Consider the following 17123-nt stretch of genomic DNA (forward strand, 5'->3'; position numbering starts at 1 on the left):
CGAGGCGGGGCGCGAGGCGCTACAGCAGACCGTGCTGTTGCAGCTTCTTGCGCAGCGTATTGCGGTTGATGCCGAGATATTCGGCTGCGAGCGACTGATTGCCGCCTGCCTGCTGGAGCACCACCTCGAGCATCGGTTTTTCGACGCACGCGATCACCATGTCGTATACGTCGTGCGGGTTGGAGCCGTCGAGATCCTGGAAGTACATATCCAGGCTGTCGCGGACACATTGTTCGATGTTGTGCTTGCTCATGCTGCTAGTCGGTCGGTATGGTCCGGCTCGCCGTTCGTGCAGGTTTCGCTCGTGGCGAGATCGCCGGCGGCTTCGCTGGTTTCGTCTTCCACGTACACGAGGCGGTCTGACAGCGCCTTTTGTGCATCGAAGAACTCGTTGACGGCGAGCAGTTGTTCGCGCGTCGTGTCCAGCGTATTCATGCGGTGGCGGAACACGCCGGCGCCGGAAAGGCCGCGAGTGTACCAGCCGATGTGCTTGCGCGCAGTACGCACGCCGGTAAATTCACCGTAGAACGCGTAATGATCTTCCAGATGCTCGTTCATGATCCGCTGGATTTCATCGACGCGCGGCGCTTCCATCAGCTCGCCCGTGTCGAGGAAATGCGCGATTTCGCGGAACAGCCAGGGACGTCCCTGCGCGGCGCGGCCGATCATGATCGCGTCGGCGCCGGTCGCGGCGAGTACTTCGCGCGCCCGCTGCGGCGTGGCGATGTCGCCGTTCGCGACGACCGGAATGCGCGCTGCGGCTTTGACTGCGGCGATCGTGTCGTACTCGGCTTCGCCCCGATAGAGGTCCGCGCGCGTGCGGCCGTGCACGGTGAGCATCGAGATGCCGGCTTCCTCGGCGATGCGCGCGATTTTCAGTGCGTTGCGGTTGTCGCGGTCCCAGCCGGTGCGGATTTTCAGCGTGACCGGCACCGCGTCGGGGCCGACGCCCACCGCGCCGACCACTGCCTCGACGATACGCTGCACGAGCGGTTCGTTCTGCAGCAGCGCGGAGCCCGCGGCGACGTTACACACCTTCTTCGCCGGGCAGCCCATGTTGATGTCGATGATCTGCGCGCCGTTCGAGACGTTGTAGCGCGCGGCCTCGGCCATCATCGCCGGATCGGCGCCGGCGATCTGCACCGCGATCGGTTCGACCTCGCCCACGTGGTTCGCGCGGCGCATCGTCTTCTCGCTCTTCCACAGCTGCGCGTTCGACGCGACCATCTCGGACACCGCGTACCCCGCGCCGAGCCGCTTGCACAGCTGACGGAACGGCCGGTCCGTCACGCCGGCCATCGGGGCGACGAACAGGTTGTTACGCAGATTGTGGGAGCCGAGAGTCAGCATCGGATGTCGAGAGCAAAAAAACGGAAAGAACGCAAAACGGCAAGTGCGGAATCTCTCGCAGTGGTCACGCCGCGCGAACAGGTCGCACACCGGCGCGCATCACGAAACGCGAGAGAAAACCGCCATTTTACCGTTAACGGAATCCCGGCAAATCACTTGAGGCTGCCGTAACCCTTTAAATCTTCTATGAAAGTGTTTGCACTCATAGAGCTTGTGCCGCGTGCAGGCGCACGCGGCCGTGCGGCGTGTGCGTTCAGCGCCGTTGCCCGAACATCATCTGGCGGGCGAGCGCGGTTTTGACCGGCGGCGCGAATTCGAGCGCGGCCAGCGCGAGGCCGCGCAGCACGCCGAGCGGCGGGAAGTCGACCGTGAAGAGGCGGGCGAGTGTGTCGGTTGCGCGAATCGTCATGCGACGGTCGAGTGCGCGACGCTGCGCGAAGCCGGCGAGCGCGAGCGGGGTCGCGCCGTGCTGCGACAACGCATCGGCGAGCGCGTGCGCGTCGCGCAGCCCGAGGTTCAGACCCTGGCCTGCCACCGGATGCAGCGTCTGCGCCGCATTGCCGATCGCGGCGATGCGTCCGTTGACGAGCGTGTCCGCCGCATTGAGTCCAAGCGGAAACGACGCGCGGCCGACGATCCGCGTGAACCGTCCCATGCGATCGCCGAACGCAACGCCGAGTTCTTGCCGCAGCGCATCGTCGGGCAGTTGCGTGCGTCGCGCGGCTTCATCTGGCGAACAGCACCAGACGAGCGCGAAATCCGCATCACGTGCGCCACCTACCGGCAGCAATGCAATCGGCCCCTGCGACGTGAAGCGTTCCCACGCCACATGCGGTTGCGGCGCCGACACGGTGACGGTGCCGACGAGCGCGGTCTGTCCGTAGTCGCGCGAGCTGCCGTTGTCATCGCTTCGACGCACCTGATCCTGGAACAGGCCGCCCTCGGCATTCACCAGCACGCGCGTGCGCAACGTGCGCACCGCGCCCGATGTTTCCACCGGCAGCGTGACGCCATCGTTTTCCTGCACCGGCGCGAGCGCCGACGTCGACGTGAGCCAGTGCACGGCAGTCGGGCGCACCGCATCCGCGAGTGCGCCGACGATCGAGCCGTAGCGCAGCACGTAGCCGAGCGCGGGCAGATCGTGTTCGCTGCGGTCGATCAGCGTGCGGCCGAAGTGTCCGCGCTGTGACACGTGGATCCGGTGAATCGAGGTTGCATCAGCGGGCCAGCGCAGCGGTTCGAGAATCATCCGGCTGCCTTGCGACACCGCGATCGCGCGTGGATCGCCGAGCGCGTGTCCCGGCTCGCGTGCATCGATCAGCGCGATCGACAGCGACTGTGTGCCGCTGCGCCGCGCGAGCCAGCCCGCGAGCGCGAGGCCGACCGGCCCCGCGCCGACGATCGTCACGTCGTAGTCGAACGGGGCTTCGGTTGTACCGGTGGGCAATGCTTCACTCATAACGTCGGTGGTTTTCGTTGTGTGCGCGTCACGTCACGCGCCGTGCTGCTTGTCGCGCATCAGCGCTTCGATTTCGTCCGCATCGACCGGCACGTCGCGCGTCAGCAGTTCGCAGCCGTCGGCCGTGACGACCGCGTCGTCTTCGATGCGGATGCCGATGTTCCAGTAGCGCTCAGGCACATTGTCTGCCGCGCGCACGTAGAGGCCCGGCTCGATGGTGAGCGCCATCGACGGCTGCAGCGTGCGCCACGGCAGCACGCCGTCCGCATCGCGGTGACCACTGCGTTCGCGATAGTCGCCGCAGTCGTGCACGTCCATCCCGAGCCAGTGGCCGGTGCGGTGCATGTAGAACGGCGTGTACGCGCGCTCGGCGATCACGTCGTCGACCGATGCGAAGCGCTGCCGGTCGACGATGCCCGTATCGAGCAGCCCCTGCGCGAGCACGCGCACGGCTGCGTCGTGCGGCGCCTCGAAGCTCACGCCTGCACGCGTCGCATCGACGGCAGCCTGCTGTGCGGCGAGCACAATGTCGTACAGCTCGCGCTGTGCCGGCGAGAAGCGGCCGTTCGCGGGGAACGTGCGTGTGATGTCGGACGCGTAGCCGTCGAGTTCGCACGCGGCGTCGATCAGGATCAGGTCGCCGTCACGCGCGATCGCGTTGCCTGCCGGATAGTGCAGCACGCACGCATTCGCGCCGGCCGCGACGATCGAGCCGTACGCGGGCGCCTGCGCGCCATGACGACGGAACGTGTAGAGCAGTTCGGCTTCGAGTTCGTATTCGCGGATGCCGGGACGGCACACGGCCATCGCGCGACGATGCGCGAGCGCGGAGATCTGCGCGGCGCGGCGCATGATCGACTGTTCGTGTGCGTCCTTGAAGAGGCGCATGTCGTCGAGCAGCGGCAGCAGATCGTGCGCACCCGACGGTGCCGCGATGCCGCCGCGGCTGCGCGCGCGGACCGTGTCGAGCCAGCCGCGCACCTTCGTGTCGAATTCCGCCGATGCACCGAGCGCATAGTGCAACGCGGGCCGGTCGGCGATCAGGCGCGGCAGTTCGGTGTCGATATCGTCGATCGCGAAGGCCGCGTCGAAACCGAACGCATCGCGTGCGCCTTCGGGACCGAAGCGGAAGCCTTCCCACGTTTCGCGCTCGGCGTTTTTCGTGCGGCAGAACAGGATCGACGCCGGTTCGCCGGAGTGCGCGCTCGCGTCGAGCACGAGCGTCGCCTCGGGTTCGGTGAAACCGGTGAGGTAGTAGAAGTAGCTGTCGTGCCGATACGGATAGTCGGCGTCGCGGTTGCGCATCACCTCCGGCGCGGTCGGCACGATGGCGACGCCGCCGCCCTGCGCGCGTAACGCCGCGAGCACGCGTTCGCGGCGCCCACGGTAGACGTCGACGTGGACGTCGATGGCCGGGGGCGCGGCGGCTGTCTTTTCGCCCGGGAGTTCGGTCGGCTGGTTCATCGTGCGATTGTAGCGCCCAATGCGGATGCGGTTTCGCGCGGACCGACGGCCATATGTACGGCGCGCTGACCGGCCGACCGTCCGGACAAACGCGTTGCGCCTTGGCAACCCGCGGCAACGTTACAATTTGCCCACGCGTACGATGCGGCGCGCATCCGGAAGCAGTCCGGCCGTCGTCTCGATGACCGACATCCAACGTTATACTTTCGCCGGATTCCAGAAAAGGCAGATGTGATGAAACTCATCGGTTTGCTGGGGAGCCCGTATGTCCGCAAGGCGCGGATCGTGCTCGCCGAAAAGAAGATCGACTACAAGCTGGTGCTCGAAAACGTCTGGGTGCCCGAGACCACCATCCATACCTTCAATCCGATCGGCAAGGTGCCGTGCCTCGTGATGGACGACGGCGAGGCCGTGTTCGATTCGCGCGTGATCTGCGAATACGTCGATACGCTGTCGCCGGTCGGCAAGCTGATTCCGCAGTCGGGACGCGAGCGCGTCGAGGTGCGTTGCTGGGAAGCGCTCGCCGACGGCATGCTCGACGCAGCGGTGCTGATCCGCTGCGAAGGCACGCAGCGTCCGCCCGAGCAGCGCAACGAAGGCTGGCTAGCCCGGCAGCGTCGCAAGATCGACGAAGGTCTGATCGCGATGACGCAGGGGCTCGGCAGCAAGCCGTGGTGCGCCGGCAATCACTACACGCTGGCGGATATCGCGGTGGGTTGCGCGCTCGGTTATCTCGATTTCCGGATGCCCGATCTCAACTGGCGCGAGCCGTACCCGACGCTCGACAAGCACTTCCAGAAACTGTCGCTGCGCCCGTCGTTCGCCGACACCCTTCCTTCAGACTGAACGCACCGCCGCGAACGTGACCGTCGCGGTCACGCCGCGGCCCCCTCCTGAGCTACCCACTGCCGTAGCCACCGGATCGCCCGCCGACAGCACGATCTCCCCACGATGCGCATGCACGATCTCGCGTGCGATCGCGAGGCCGAGACCGGTGCCTTCGGTATCGGTGGCCGCGCGATAAAACGGTTCGAACACCCGGCTGCGCGCTTCGGGCGGAATGCCCGGTCCGTTGTCCGATACGACGAGCGTGACTGTCGTGTCGTCGCTGCGTACCGCGACCGTCACGTGACCGCCGGGCTGCGTGTAGCGGATCGCGTTTTCCGCGAGATTCGCGATCAGCGCCGACAGCAATCCCGCATGACCGACCACCCACGCAGGGCTCTGCAGCTCTGCGCCGAGATCGATCGTGCGCGCCTGCGCGAGCAGCGCGAGATCCTCGACGACGTCCTTCGCGAGCGCACCCAGATCGACCGGCTGGTTCGCCAGCTGCGTGTAGTCGGCGGCTTCGGCCTGCGCGAGCAGCAGCAGCTTGTTGGTGAGCCCGACCATCGAGCGGTTGCTTCGATGCATCGCCGCGAGCGCTTCGTCGAGCGCTGGTTCGAGGCCGCGATGCTGGCGCGCGAACTGCAACTGCGTATCGAGCAACGTCAGCGGCGTGCGCAGTTGATGCGCAGCGTCGGCGATAAAGCGTCGCTGTGCGCCGACCTGCAGCCCGAGCCGCGCGATGCACTGGTTGATCGCATCGACGATCGGCCGCAGTTCGGCATGCAGACGCTCGATGCGTAACGGCGCGAGCTGCATCGGATCGCGGTCGGCGACGTCGTCCTTCATCTTCATCAGCGGACGCAGTTCGAACGTGAGCCCGATGCACACGAGCGCGACCGCGAGCACGATCATCTCGATCTGCCGCACGAGCTGCGGTCGCCACAACTGCTGCATCATCGCGTCGCGCGAGCGCATCGTCTTGCCGACCGACACCAGCACACGACGTGTCGCGCCGTTGTCGTACATTTGCCGCACGAAGCCGACTGCGCGGATCGGATGGCCTTTGACGGTCGTATCGTAATAGCGCGGCACGTCGTAGGACGCGTACGTATCGTGCGGAAAATCCGGCGTGCCGGCGAGCAGCCGGCCATTTTCGACTGCAACGCTGTAGAACACCTGATCGCGATACGGCGACGCGAACATTTCGAGCGCGGCGGGGGGCACGTCGACGCGCAGATAACCGTCCACCCATTCCACTTCGCCGGCGATCATCCGCGCAGACGACAACAATGCGTTGTCCTGCACGAGATCGGCGGTGCGCCGCGCGTTGTCGTGCTCGGCGTTACCGGTGACGAACACGTACAGTGCGAGCGGCACGAGCAGCCACCACAGCAGACGGATGCGCAAACTATTCGTCATCACTGGTCATCTTCTTTCTTGCGCAGCAGATAACCGAGCCCGCGCAGCGTGACGATCGCCGCCGAACTGCCGTCGAGTTTTTTGCGCAGCCGCGAGATATAGATCTCGACGGCGTCTTCGCTCGGCTCGTCGGAGAGCGTGAAGATCGAATCCATCAGCGCGACTTTCGATACCGTCTTGCCGAGCCGCAAAATCAGCGTTTCGAGCACGGTCCGCTCGCGCGGCGTGACGGCGAGCGGTGCACCCTTCAGCGTGAACTGCCGGGTATCGATATCGAACGAGAGATCGCCGCACGTCACGTCGCTGGCCTTCGACGGCGACTGTCGACGGATCAGCACCTTGATGCGCGCGACGAGCTCGCGCACTTCGAACGGCTTCACCAGATAATCGTCGGCACCCGCGCCGAGCAGTTCGACCTTCTCGTCGATCGAACCGCTTGCGGTGAGAATCATCACCGGCGTCGCGTCGCCGCGCTGACGCAAGCGACGCAGCACGTTCTTGCCGGACAGCTTCGGCAGATTCAGATCGAGCAGCACGACGTCGTAGTGATTCGTGCGGAGCAACTGGTCGGCGGCTTCACCGTCCTGCACCGTATCGAGTGCGAACGCGTCCTGCTTGAGCATTTTCGCGAGCCAGTGCGATAGCGTCGGGTTGTCTTCGATCAGCAGGAGCTTCATGGCGGGCAGCGAGGAGGTGAGACAGAGAACACAAAGCCGCCGGGCCGCGGCGGGCGCCCCGAAAATAGCACACGTTGCACGGCCCGCGCGACGCGGGCTTGTGCGGACAGTCGGAGCGTTTCAACGGCTCACGCGGCGGATGGATTCCCATTCCAGACTCGCTGCGAGGTTCGTTTCGGGTTAACACCCACGTTTGCACCAACCCGCCGATAGCTCGCAGAAGGTTTCCGATTTTTATAATGCCCGTCACACGTCGGAAAGTCGGCGTCGACTGCAATCGATAAAAATCGACAGCAATAAAACGCCGCCGGCAGCATGCAAGGCGGCTCCAATCCAGCACAGGAGACTAGCGGATGCGTACCTTGCGAAACATGGTGGCCCTGTCCACGTCGGCCGTCGTTGCGTTGTCACTGGCGACGGCATCGGGCGCGGCGTTCGCCGACTCGAAGATCTCGATCATGGTCGGCGGCGCCACCAAGATCATCTACCTGCCGGCGAAGCTCACCGAACAGCTCGGCTACTTCAAGGACGAAGGGCTCGACGTCGAGATTCTCTCGCAGCCGGCCGGCGTCGATGCGGAGAACGAACTGCTCGCGGGCGCGGTCCAGGGCGTGGTCGGCTTCTACGATCACACGATCGATCTGCAGAGCAAGGGCAAGGAAGTCGAAGCGATCGTCGTGTTCGGCCAGGTGCCGGGCGAGGTCGAGATGGTGTCGACGAAAGCGTCCGCGACGTTGAAGAGCATGGCCGACGTGAAGGGCAAGACGCTCGGCGTGACCGGCCTCGGCTCGTCGACCAGCTTCCTCACGCAATACCTCGCGCAGCGCGCGGGCATCCCGTCGACGCAGTACACGCTGCTGCCGGTCGGCGCGGACAACAGCTTCATCGCGGCGATCAAGCAGTCGCGCATCGACGCCGGCATGACGACCGAACCGACCGTTTCGCGGCTGCTGCAGACCGGCGACGCAAAGGTGCTGGTCGACATGCGCACGCTCGACGGCACGCGCGCCGCGCTCGGCGGCACGTACCCGGCATCGAGCTTCTACGTGCAGCGCGCGTGGGCCGAATCGCACAAGGTCGAAGCGGGCAAGCTCGCGCATGCGTTCGCGCGCACGCTGAACTTCATCGCGACGCACAGCGCCGACGAGATCGCCGACAAGATGCCGAAGGACTACTACGGCGCGAACCGCGACCTGTACGTCGGTGCATTGAAGGCCTCGCTGCCGATGTTCACGAAGGACGGCAAGATGCCCGCCGATGGTCCGGACACCGTGCTGAAGGTGCTGGCCGCGTTCAACCCGTCGGTGAAGGGCAAGCACATCGACCTGTCGAAGACGTACACCAACGACTTCGTCGCGCAGTCGAAATAACGCAGAACGGGTCACGCAAAACCCACCGCACACGCGCCGCGCGCAACGCCGCAATCCGCGCACGGCGCCCCTGCAACCATCGAGGCAGCACGCATGAATTCATCTTTGTCCCAGGGCACGCCGGCGATCGAGCTGCGCAACGTCTCGTGCCGCTTTATCTCGCCGGACGGCAAGGCGACGATCGCGCTGCGCGATTTCAGCATGAGCGTCGCGCGCGGCGAGTTTGTCGCGGTCGTCGGACCGACCGGCTGCGGCAAGTCGACCACGCTCAGCCTGATTACCGGTCTGCTGAAACCGACCACCGGCGAAGTGCGCGTGATGGGTGCGCCGGTCGACGGGATCGATCCGCGCATCGGCTTCGTGTTCCAGGCGGATGCGGTGTTCCCGTGGCGCTCGGTGCTTGACAACGTCGCGGCCGGTCCGCTGTATCGCGGCCGTTCGAAATCCGCGGCTCACGACGAAGCGAACGAATGGCTGCGCCGCGTCGGTCTCGACAAGTTCGGCAAGCACTATCCGCATCAACTGTCGGGCGGCATGAGAAAGCGTGTCGCGCTCGCGCAGACGTTCATCAACAAGCCCGAAATCCTGCTGATGGACGAGCCGTTCTCCGCGCTCGACATGCAGACCCGCACGCTGATGCAGGACGAGCTGTTGCAGCTATGGTCGGCGAACGCGGGCTCGGTGGTGTTCGTCACGCACGATCTGGAAGAAGCGATTGCGCTCGCCGATCGTGTGTTCGTGCTGACCGCGCGGCCCGCGACGCTGAAGAAAGTTTACGAGATCGATCTGCCGCGTCCGCGCGTCACGTCGGAGATTCGCTACGAGCCGCGCTTCATCGAGATTTCGCGCGACATCTGGCACGACCTGCGCGAAGAAGTGCAGATCGGTTAGTCACACACTCGCCACCCGTCGCCACGCAGGAACCTCATATGTCTACTACTCATCAACAGGCGCTGCCTTCGGGCCTCGACGCCGCGTCGCTCGCGCAGGTCGAGCGCATCGCGCAGCAGCGCATCCGTCGCCGCCATGCACTCGTGATCACACTGCGGATCGTCGTGCTGGTCGTCGTGCTCGGCGGCTGGGAACTGTCCGCGCGCCTCAAGTGGATCGATCCGTTCTTCTTCTCGATGCCGACCGCGATTTTCGACCAGATCGTCGACTGGTTCGTGAACGGTACGTCGCAAGGACCGTTGCTCACGCAGGTGTGGGTGACGCTCGAGGAAACCGGGATCGGCTTCATCATCGGTTCGATCGGCGGCGTGTTCTGCGGGATCGTGCTCGGCCGCAACAAGCTGCTGTCCGACGTGTTCAGCCTGTACATCAAGATCGCGAATTCGATTCCGCGCGTCGTGCTCGGCTCGGTGTTCGTGATTGCGCTCGGGCTCGGGATGGCATCGAAGGTCGCGCTCGCCGTCGTGATGGTGTTCTTCGTCGTGTTCGCGAATGCGTTCCAGGGCGTGCGCGAAGCGGACCGCTACATGATCGCGAACGCGCAGATTCTCGGTGCGTCGCGTCGTCAGGTGACGACGTCGGTGGTGATTCCGTCGGCGCTCAGCTGGATTCTCGCGAGCCTGCACGTGAGCTTCGGCTTCGCGCTGGTCGGCGCGGTGGTCGGTGAATTTCTCGGCTCGAAGCAGGGTATCGGTCTGCTGATCTCGACCGCGCAGGGCGCGTTCAACGCGAGCGGCGTGTTCGCGGCGATGATCGTGCTGGCGGTCGTCGCGCTCGCGGCGGACTATCTGCTGACTGCTGTCGAGAACCGGCTGTTGAAGTGGCGGCCGACGGCGGTGTAGCTGGGCGGCACCTTCTCACCGATTGTGCAAAAACAAAAGCGCCCTGCGGGGCGCTTTTTTATTTGCTAACGGAGTGCCTCGATACACATTACATTTCTCGTTATTTTGCTTTCGATATGGTAAAAATCACGGGCTCGCGGGCGTTTCGCGATGCCCCGGCAAAAGTCGAACAACTCACCACCTCCGAGAGCACGATACCCATGAAAACTTCCCGCCCGTTGAGCCCGTTGCGCCTGCTACTCATTCCCGCCGCCGCTGCACTGGCCGGCACGTTCGCCGCGTGTTCGTCGGTCGGCGGCATCGATCCGAACGCGCTGATCCAGACCGGCCAGAAGGTCACGCAGGCCGCGTCGCTGTCCGACGGCGACGTCCGCACGCTGTCCGACAAGTCGTGCGCGCAGATGGACGCGCAAAGCCAGATCGCGCCCGCGAACAGCAAGTACACGAAGCGCCTGAACAAGATCGCCGCACAACTGGGCAGCGACATCAACGGCGTGCCGGTCAACTACAAGGTCTACATCACGAAGGACGTCAACGCGTGGGCGATGGCGAACGGCTGCGTGCGTGTCTATAGCGGGTTGATGGATCTGATGAACGACAACGAAGTGCGCGGCGTCGTCGGTCACGAGATGGGCCACGTTGCGCTCGGCCATACGAAGAAGGCGATGCAGGTCGCGTACGCGACGGAGGCGGCGCGCTCGGTGGCATCGTCGGCGGGCGGGATTGCCGGGGCGCTGTCGAGTTCGCAGCTCGGCGATCTCTCCGAGAAGTTCGTCAATGCGCAGTTCTCGCAAACCCAGGAATCGGCCGCCGACGACTATTCGTTCGACGTCCAGAAGAAGAAAGGCCTCGATCCGTCGGGCCTCGTCAGCGCGTTCAACAAGCTCGCGAAGCTCGACGGCGGCAAGTCCAGCATGATGAGTTCGCACCCGGCGTCGCCGGATCGGGCGAAGCATATCGAAGAGCGGCTCGCGTCGAACCAGTAACGCGCACTGAATCTGCGGCGGGATAAAAAAACGCGCGCTCCGGCCGATGCCGGAGCGCGCGTTTTCGTTTCCTGAGCGACGCTTGACGCTATGCGGCCGCAGGCACCGTCGCGGCCGCGAACGAATCGCTGCGCGCGACCGGCCACCAGCGTTCGTACAGCGTATAGCGGTAGGTCCCGTTGATCAGATCGTTCGGTTCCAGGTATTTCAGCAGATCCGACATCAGCCGGACCTCGTGCGACGACACGCGCCGGACGATGTGATGCGCGCGCAGATCCGACGGATCGTGCAGCCCGGCCGCCTGAACGATTTCCTGCAGCGCGTGCAGCGTGTTGTGATGGAAGCTGAATACGCGGTCCGACTTGTCGGGCACGACGAGCGCGCGTTGACGCACCGGGTCCTGGGTCGCGACGCCGGTCGGGCAGCGGCCCGTGTGGCACGTCTGCGCCTGGATGCAGCCCACCGCGAACATGAAGCCGCGCGCCGCGTTGACCCAGTCCGCGCCGATCGCGAGCGTCTTCGCGATGTCGAACGCGGTGATCATCTTGCCGCTCGCGCCGATGCGGATCTTGTCGCGCAGCCCGATGCCGACGAGCGTGTTGTGCACCAGCAGCAGCCCTTCCTGCAGCGGCACGCCGACGTGATCGGTGAATTCGAGCGGCGCCGCGCCGGTGCCGCCTTCCGCACCGTCGACGACGATGAAGTCCGGCAGGATGCCCGTCTCGAGCATCGCTTTGGCAATGCCGAAGAATTCCCACGGATGGCCGATACACAGCTTGAAGCCGGTCGGCTTGCCGCCGGACAGGTTCCGCAGACGCTCGACGAATTCGAGCAGACCGCGCGGCGTCGAGAACTCCGAATGCGTCGCGGGCGAGATGCAGTCGCGGCCCATCGGGACGCCGCGCGTCTCGGCGATCTCGGGCGTGATCTTCGCGGCCGGCAGCACGCCGCCGTGACCCGGCTTCGCGCCTTGCGACAGCTTCACCTCGATCATCTTCACCTGCGGCTCGTGCGCCTGCTTCGAGAACTTCTCGGGGTTGAAGGTGCCGTCGTCGTTGCGGCATCCGAAGTAACCGGATGCGATTTCCCAGATGATGTCGCCGCCATGCTGACGGTGATACTTCGACATCGAGCCTTCACCGGTGTCGTGCGCGAAGTTGCCTTTCTTCGCGCCCAGGTTGAGCGCCATGATCGCGTTCGCCGACAGCGAACCGAAGCTCATCGCCGACACGTTGAAGATCGACATCGAGTACGGCTGTTCGCGCGTCCCGCCGACGAGCACGCGGAAGTCGTGGCCGTCGATCTTCGTCGGCGCGAGCGAATGGCTGATCCATTCGTGTCCGACCGCTTTCACGTCCAACTCCGTGCCATATGGCCGGCTGTCGACGTCGTTTTTCGCGCGCTGGTAGACGATGCTGCGCTGTGCGCGCGAGAACGGTTTTTCGTCGGTGTCGTCTTCGATGAAGTACTGACGGATTTCCGGGCGGATGAATTCGAACAGGAAGCGGAAGTGCCCCCACAGCGGGTAATTGCGCAGGATCGCGTGACGTTCCTGCGTCAGATCGAAGAGGCCGAGTGCGACGAGCAGCACCGGCACGACGATCCAGAACCACGACAGGTGATGCGTAGCGGCGAGCGCCGCGCAGGCGACGAGCAGCAGCACCGCGCACCACATCGCCAGATAGCGTCGATAAAACATGGGGACTCCCTTGCAGTGAGTCCCCGCGGCGGGATCGTTACGCTCGGGTGCGGAAGGGATCCGCTGCGGGGGAAACGGATAACTGCGTTTGTTATAAAGGTGCTGCTTGCCTGTGTTGCGCGCGGGCTTGCGTGGCCCTGTTGAACCGTTGGCCGTTGCGTGCAGCGGACCGCGTAACGCTTCAGCGTGCGCTGAGCAAGGCGGCCTGCTGCGGTCGACGCGCTACAGGCTGTGAGGTTACCGCATGCTCGATGATGCCGCCTCCGAGGCAGACATCGCCATCGTAGAGCACCGCCGATTGCCCCGGTGTGACAGCCCATTGGGCGTCGTCGAAATGGAGTTCGAAGTTGCCTGGGGTTGAGGCTACTTCTCTAAACGTGCATGCCGCGTCGGCCTGGCGGTAGCGGGTTTTCGCGCCGCACGGATGGCCTTCGGCGGGCGGCTCGCCTGCGACCCAGCTCGGGTTGCCCGCGACGAGCGTGCGGCTCAGCAGCCACGGATGATCGTGGCCCTGTGCGACGTACAGCGTGTTCGACGGAATGTCCTTGCCCGCGACGAACCACGGTTCGCCGCTGCCTTCCTTGCTGCCGCCGAGGCCGATGCCCTTGCGCTGACCGAATGTATAGAACGCGAGGCCGATATGCTCGCCGACGCGTTCGCCGTCCGGTGTTTTCATCGGACCTGGCTGGGTCGGCAGATAGCGGTTCAGGAAGTCGCGGAACGGCCGTTCGCCGATAAAGCAGATGCCCGTCGAATCCTTCTTCTTCGCGTTCGGCAGCCCGATCTGTTCGGCGATTTCGCGCACCTTCGTCTTCGGGATTTCGCCGAGCGGGAACATCGTGCGCGACAGTTGCGACTGATTCAGGCGATGCAGGAAGTACGACTGATCTTTCGTGTGATCGGTTGCCTTGAGCAGTTCGAAGCGACCGTCGCGTTCGCGCACGCGCGCGTAGTGGCCGGTGGCGATGGTTTCCGCGCCGAGCGACATTGCGTGATCGAGGAACGCCTTGAACTTGATTTCGGCGTTGCACAGCACGTCCGGATTCGGTGTGCGGCCGGCCGAGTATTCGCGCAGGAATTCGGCGAACACGCGGTCCTTGTATTCGGCGGCGAAGTTGACGGCTTCGACGTCGATGCCGATCAGATCGGCGACCGAGACGACGTCGATCCAGTCTTCGCGGGTCGAGCAGTATTCGCTGTCGTCGTCGTCTTCCCAGTTTTTCATGAAGAGACCGACGACGTCGTGCCCCTGCTCCTTGAGCAGCCACGCGGTCACCGACGAATCGACGCCGCCCGACATACCTACTACGACTTTCTGCTTGCTCATGAGATGCCTGACTTGTTGCCTGACTCGTTGCCTGATTTGCTTGATGCGGGTGGTGCGACCGCGTGCGTGTGCACGAGATCGAGCGGAAACCGTCGGCCCGCGAGGTAGTCGTCGACGCAGCGCATCACGAGTGGTGTGCGATGTCGGTCGGGGCATGCGCGGAGCTCGTCTGCTGTTAGCCAGACGGTGCGGACGATGTCCGGGTCGAGGGCTCTATTTACGATCTGTTCGTTTGCCTGTCCGCAAAATGTGAATCGCAGGTACGTGGTGCCGGTACCTTCGTTTTTTGCCGATGGCTCGAAGTGCGTCATGTAGATGCCTACTAGCGCGTTCGGCTCGAACGGGTGAGCCGTTTCTTCGAGCGTTTCGCGGATGGCTGCTTCGATTAGCGTTTCGCCTGCTTCCAGATGCCCAGCGGGCTGATTTAGCCGTAGCCCTGCGGCCGTGTGTTCCTCGACCAGCAGGAAGCGGCCATCGCGCTCGATGACGGCTGCGACTGTTACATGAGGTGCCCAAGTTTCCATGGGGTGGGATTTTAGCTGGTTTGGGTTTTCGTTGTTTTTTACTGGATTTTTGACGGTTGTTATGAGGCTTCTATGCTGTTTTCGGGATTTGGGGTGCTTTGGACTCGTTCTTGGTTTTGCGTTGCCGGCGGCTGCGATTTGGCGCCTCGCGGCGCGAGCGTTGCCCCTGTGCGGGGCGGCACCTACTTTTCTTTGCCGCGGCAAAGAAAAGTAGGCAAAAGAAAGCCGCTGAAACGAAGCTTCTCCTTTCCGTGTGCAGCCCCAGTGGCACTCGCCTAAGTGGACACCACGTTCACCCCGGGCAGTGGTCCGAGACGAGATCGTCTCCCGGATCGCAAACCGGAGTGACAAAGCGCCCGCACATCCCGCGGCGCACTGGCGTGCGCGCGGATCGGTCTGCATGGGAAACCATTGGGCATTCACGACACTTAGGGGAAATTCCTTCGTGCTCGCCCGCAGCACCCACTCCCCCACGGAACCCGTAGCCAGCGCGCACAGCTCGAGGGGTTATGCCCCTCGGCGGCGCAGCCCGCCGGACCGGATGACTGCCTTGTCACGAAGATAAGCGGCGCGAGGGCGGGTCTCGTCTCGGACCACTGGCCAGAGTGAGCGTGGTGTCCATTTAGGCGAGTGCCACTGGGGTAGCGCACGGAAAGGAGAAGCTTCGTCTCAGCGGCTTTCTTTTGCCTACTTTTCTTTGCCGCGGCAAAGAAAAGTAGGTGCCGCCCCGCACAGGGGCAACGCCTGCGCCGCGAGGCGCGAATCAGCACCGCCGCGCGGAAAAACCAAAAAGCACACGCAAGAAAAAGCCAACAACAAAAGCAAACATCAACCCCAAGCCACGACATGCAACCCCCCACCGCATAGCGAAACCCCTAACCCCGATCCAGAACAAAAAATAATAAAAACACCTCTAATCAATACAAAAACCAACAACAGTCCCCACCAAAACAGTACTTATTACTGGGGCCTGCACAGGCAGACAATCGGTTACAGTGACGCGTTAGCTTAGCCATTGCACCAGCAGGCCGGCGTGCCTCGTCGGCAAAACTCGAAGCAAAACACGAAGTCGAGGAGGATCCAACGATGCACATCGGAGTGCCAGCCGAGACGCGCGCGCATGAAACCCGCGTCGCCGCGACGCCCGAGACGGTCAAGAAGTACGTCGCCCAAGGCCATCGGGTCACGGTCCAGCAAGGTGCCGGAACCGGCGCCGCCTTTACCGACGAAGCCTTCGCCGCCGCAGGCGCCGAGCTTGTCGACGCGGCCACCGCGTTCGGCGCCGAACTCGTCCTGAAGGTCCAGTCACCCACCGACGCCGAACTGCCGCTCCTCAAACGCGGTGCCGTACTCGTCGGGATGCTCGAACCGTTTAATACGGAAAACTCATCAAAACTGGCCGCCGCCGGCGTCACCGCATTCGCGCTCGAAGCCGCGCCGCGCACGACACGCGCACAAAGCCTCGACGTGCTCAGCTCGCAGGCGAACATCGCGGGCTATAAGGCCGTGCTCGTCGCCGCCGCTCTCTATCCGCGCTTCATGCCGATGCTGATGACCGCAGCCGGCACCGTGAAAGCCGCGCGCGTGCTGATCCTCGGCGCGGGTGTCGCGGGGCTGCAGGCGATCGCGACCGCGAAGCGTCTCGGCGCGGTGATCGAAGCGTCCGACGTGCGTCCCGCGGTGAAAGAGCAGATCGAATCGCTCGGCGGGAAGTTTCTCGACGTGCCTTTTGAAACCGACGAGGAACGCGAAGCAGCGCAGGGCGTCGGCGGCTATGCGCGGCCGATGCCGCCGAGCTGGCTCACGCGTCAGGCAGCGCTCGTCCACGAACGCGCGAAGCAGGCCGACATCGTGATCACCACCGCGCTGATTCCTGGCCGCGCCGCGCCGACGCTGATCTCGGTCGAGACCGTGCAGGCGATGAAGCCCGGCTCGGTGCTCGTCGATCTCGCCGCTGGACGCGGTGCCGAGTACGAAGGCCAGCGCGGCGGCAACTGTCCGCTCACCGTGGCCGACCAGGTCGTGACGCGGAACGGCGTGCAGATCGTCGGCTATACGAACCTCGCGTCGATGGTCGCCGCCGATGCGTCGTCGCTGTACGCGCGCAATCTGCTCGACTTCCTGAAGCTCATCGTCACGAAGGAAGGCGTACTCAACATCGATCTCGCGGACGACATCGTCGCGGCCACGCTGCTGGCCCGCGACGGCGCCGTCACGCGCACCTAAC

Annotated in this window: 15 protein-coding genes; 6 read left to right on the forward strand and 9 right to left on the reverse strand. The window is 64.3% G+C overall.

The features are described 5' to 3' along the window. Window positions 1-19: 19 nt before the first annotated feature. From E1748_RS26185 to E1748_RS26200, 4 genes are all read right to left on the reverse strand, one after another. A complete protein-coding gene (locus E1748_RS26185; protein ID WP_133650168.1) occupies window positions 20-253 on the reverse strand; it encodes a Fis family transcriptional regulator in 234 nt (77 codons plus the stop codon). Next, window positions 250-1350, reverse strand: a complete 1101-nt coding sequence (gene dusB / locus E1748_RS26190; protein ID WP_133650169.1) for a tRNA dihydrouridine synthase DusB — start codon at window positions 1348-1350, stop codon at window positions 250-252. Before dusB ends, E1748_RS26185 begins: the two co-directional genes overlap by 4 nt. Before the next feature lie 253 nt (window positions 1351-1603). Beyond that, the gene (locus E1748_RS26195) at window positions 1604-2809 is read right to left on the reverse strand and encodes a UbiH/UbiF/VisC/COQ6 family ubiquinone biosynthesis hydroxylase (RefSeq protein ID WP_133650170.1); all 1206 of its coding nucleotides are present in this window, start codon (window positions 2807-2809) and stop codon (window positions 1604-1606) included. Between the two features lie 33 nt (window positions 2810-2842). Then, window positions 2843-4273 carry an aminopeptidase P N-terminal domain-containing protein gene (locus tag E1748_RS26200; protein ID WP_133650171.1) on the reverse strand — a complete coding sequence of 477 codons (1431 nt, stop codon included), beginning with the start codon at window positions 4271-4273 and terminating at the stop codon, window positions 2843-2845. Between the two features lie 234 nt (window positions 4274-4507). Here E1748_RS26200 and E1748_RS26205 point away from each other — a divergent pair, with 234 nt between their 5' ends. Next, window positions 4508-5119, forward strand: coding sequence for a glutathione S-transferase N-terminal domain-containing protein (locus tag E1748_RS26205; RefSeq protein ID WP_133650172.1), 612 nt, complete (start codon window positions 4508-4510; stop codon window positions 5117-5119). Here the strand turns inward: E1748_RS26205 and E1748_RS26210 are convergent. Both E1748_RS26210 and E1748_RS26215 read right to left on the reverse strand, forming a co-directional pair. Next, window positions 5111-6520, reverse strand: a complete 1410-nt coding sequence (locus E1748_RS26210) for a sensor histidine kinase (protein ID WP_133650173.1) — start codon at window positions 6518-6520, stop codon at window positions 5111-5113. The genes E1748_RS26205 and E1748_RS26210 overlap by 9 nt on opposite strands. Further along, a complete protein-coding gene (locus tag E1748_RS26215) occupies window positions 6520-7197 on the reverse strand; it encodes a response regulator (protein WP_133650174.1) in 678 nt (225 codons plus the stop codon). Before E1748_RS26215 ends, E1748_RS26210 begins: the two co-directional genes overlap by 1 nt. A 353-nt stretch (window positions 7198-7550) precedes the next feature. Between E1748_RS26215 and E1748_RS26220 the strand changes: the two genes are divergently transcribed. The 4 genes from E1748_RS26220 (at window position 7551) to loiP (ending at window position 11346) form a co-directional block, all read left to right on the forward strand. Further along, window positions 7551-8567 (forward strand): ABC transporter substrate-binding protein, encoded by a 1017-nt coding sequence (locus tag E1748_RS26220; protein WP_133650175.1) that lies wholly within the window; start codon window positions 7551-7553, stop codon window positions 8565-8567. A 93-nt stretch (window positions 8568-8660) separates the two neighbouring features. Beyond that, window positions 8661-9458: an ABC transporter ATP-binding protein gene (locus E1748_RS26225; protein WP_133650176.1), complete on the forward strand. Its 798-nt coding sequence runs from the start codon at window positions 8661-8663 to the stop codon at window positions 9456-9458. A gap of 38 nt (window positions 9459-9496) precedes the next feature. Further along, the gene (locus E1748_RS26230) at window positions 9497-10360 is read left to right on the forward strand and encodes an ABC transporter permease (protein WP_133650177.1); all 864 of its coding nucleotides are present in this window, start codon (window positions 9497-9499) and stop codon (window positions 10358-10360) included. 200 nt (window positions 10361-10560) lie between these two features. Then, on the forward strand, window positions 10561-11346 hold the full coding sequence (loiP, locus tag E1748_RS26235; RefSeq protein ID WP_166653629.1) for a metalloprotease LoiP: 786 nt from the start codon (window positions 10561-10563) through the stop codon (window positions 11344-11346). Between the two features lie 88 nt (window positions 11347-11434). Here loiP and E1748_RS26240 read toward each other — a convergent pair whose 3' ends face one another. From E1748_RS26240 to E1748_RS26250, 3 genes are all read right to left on the reverse strand, one after another. After that, window positions 11435-13045, reverse strand: coding sequence for an FMN-binding glutamate synthase family protein (locus E1748_RS26240; RefSeq protein WP_133650178.1), 1611 nt, complete (start codon window positions 13043-13045; stop codon window positions 11435-11437). Window positions 13046-13226: 181 nt separating this feature from the next. Beyond that, window positions 13227-14372, reverse strand: a complete 1146-nt coding sequence (gene mnmA / locus E1748_RS26245; RefSeq protein ID WP_240766790.1) for a tRNA 2-thiouridine(34) synthase MnmA — start codon at window positions 14370-14372, stop codon at window positions 13227-13229. Next, a complete protein-coding gene (locus E1748_RS26250; protein ID WP_240766837.1) occupies window positions 14369-14896 on the reverse strand; it encodes an NUDIX hydrolase in 528 nt (175 codons plus the stop codon). The genes mnmA and E1748_RS26250 overlap by 4 nt, the downstream gene beginning before the upstream one ends. Before the next feature lie 1086 nt (window positions 14897-15982). On the opposite strand from E1748_RS26250, the gene E1748_RS26255 reads away from it, so the two are divergent. Then, window positions 15983-17122: a Re/Si-specific NAD(P)(+) transhydrogenase subunit alpha gene (locus E1748_RS26255; RefSeq protein ID WP_133650180.1), complete on the forward strand. Its 1140-nt coding sequence runs from the start codon at window positions 15983-15985 to the stop codon at window positions 17120-17122. Window position 17123 lies beyond the last annotated feature (1 nt).

It is taken from the genome of Paraburkholderia flava (genome assembly GCF_004359985.1).
GTDB classification, from domain to species: domain Bacteria; phylum Pseudomonadota; class Gammaproteobacteria; order Burkholderiales; family Burkholderiaceae; genus Paraburkholderia; species Paraburkholderia flava.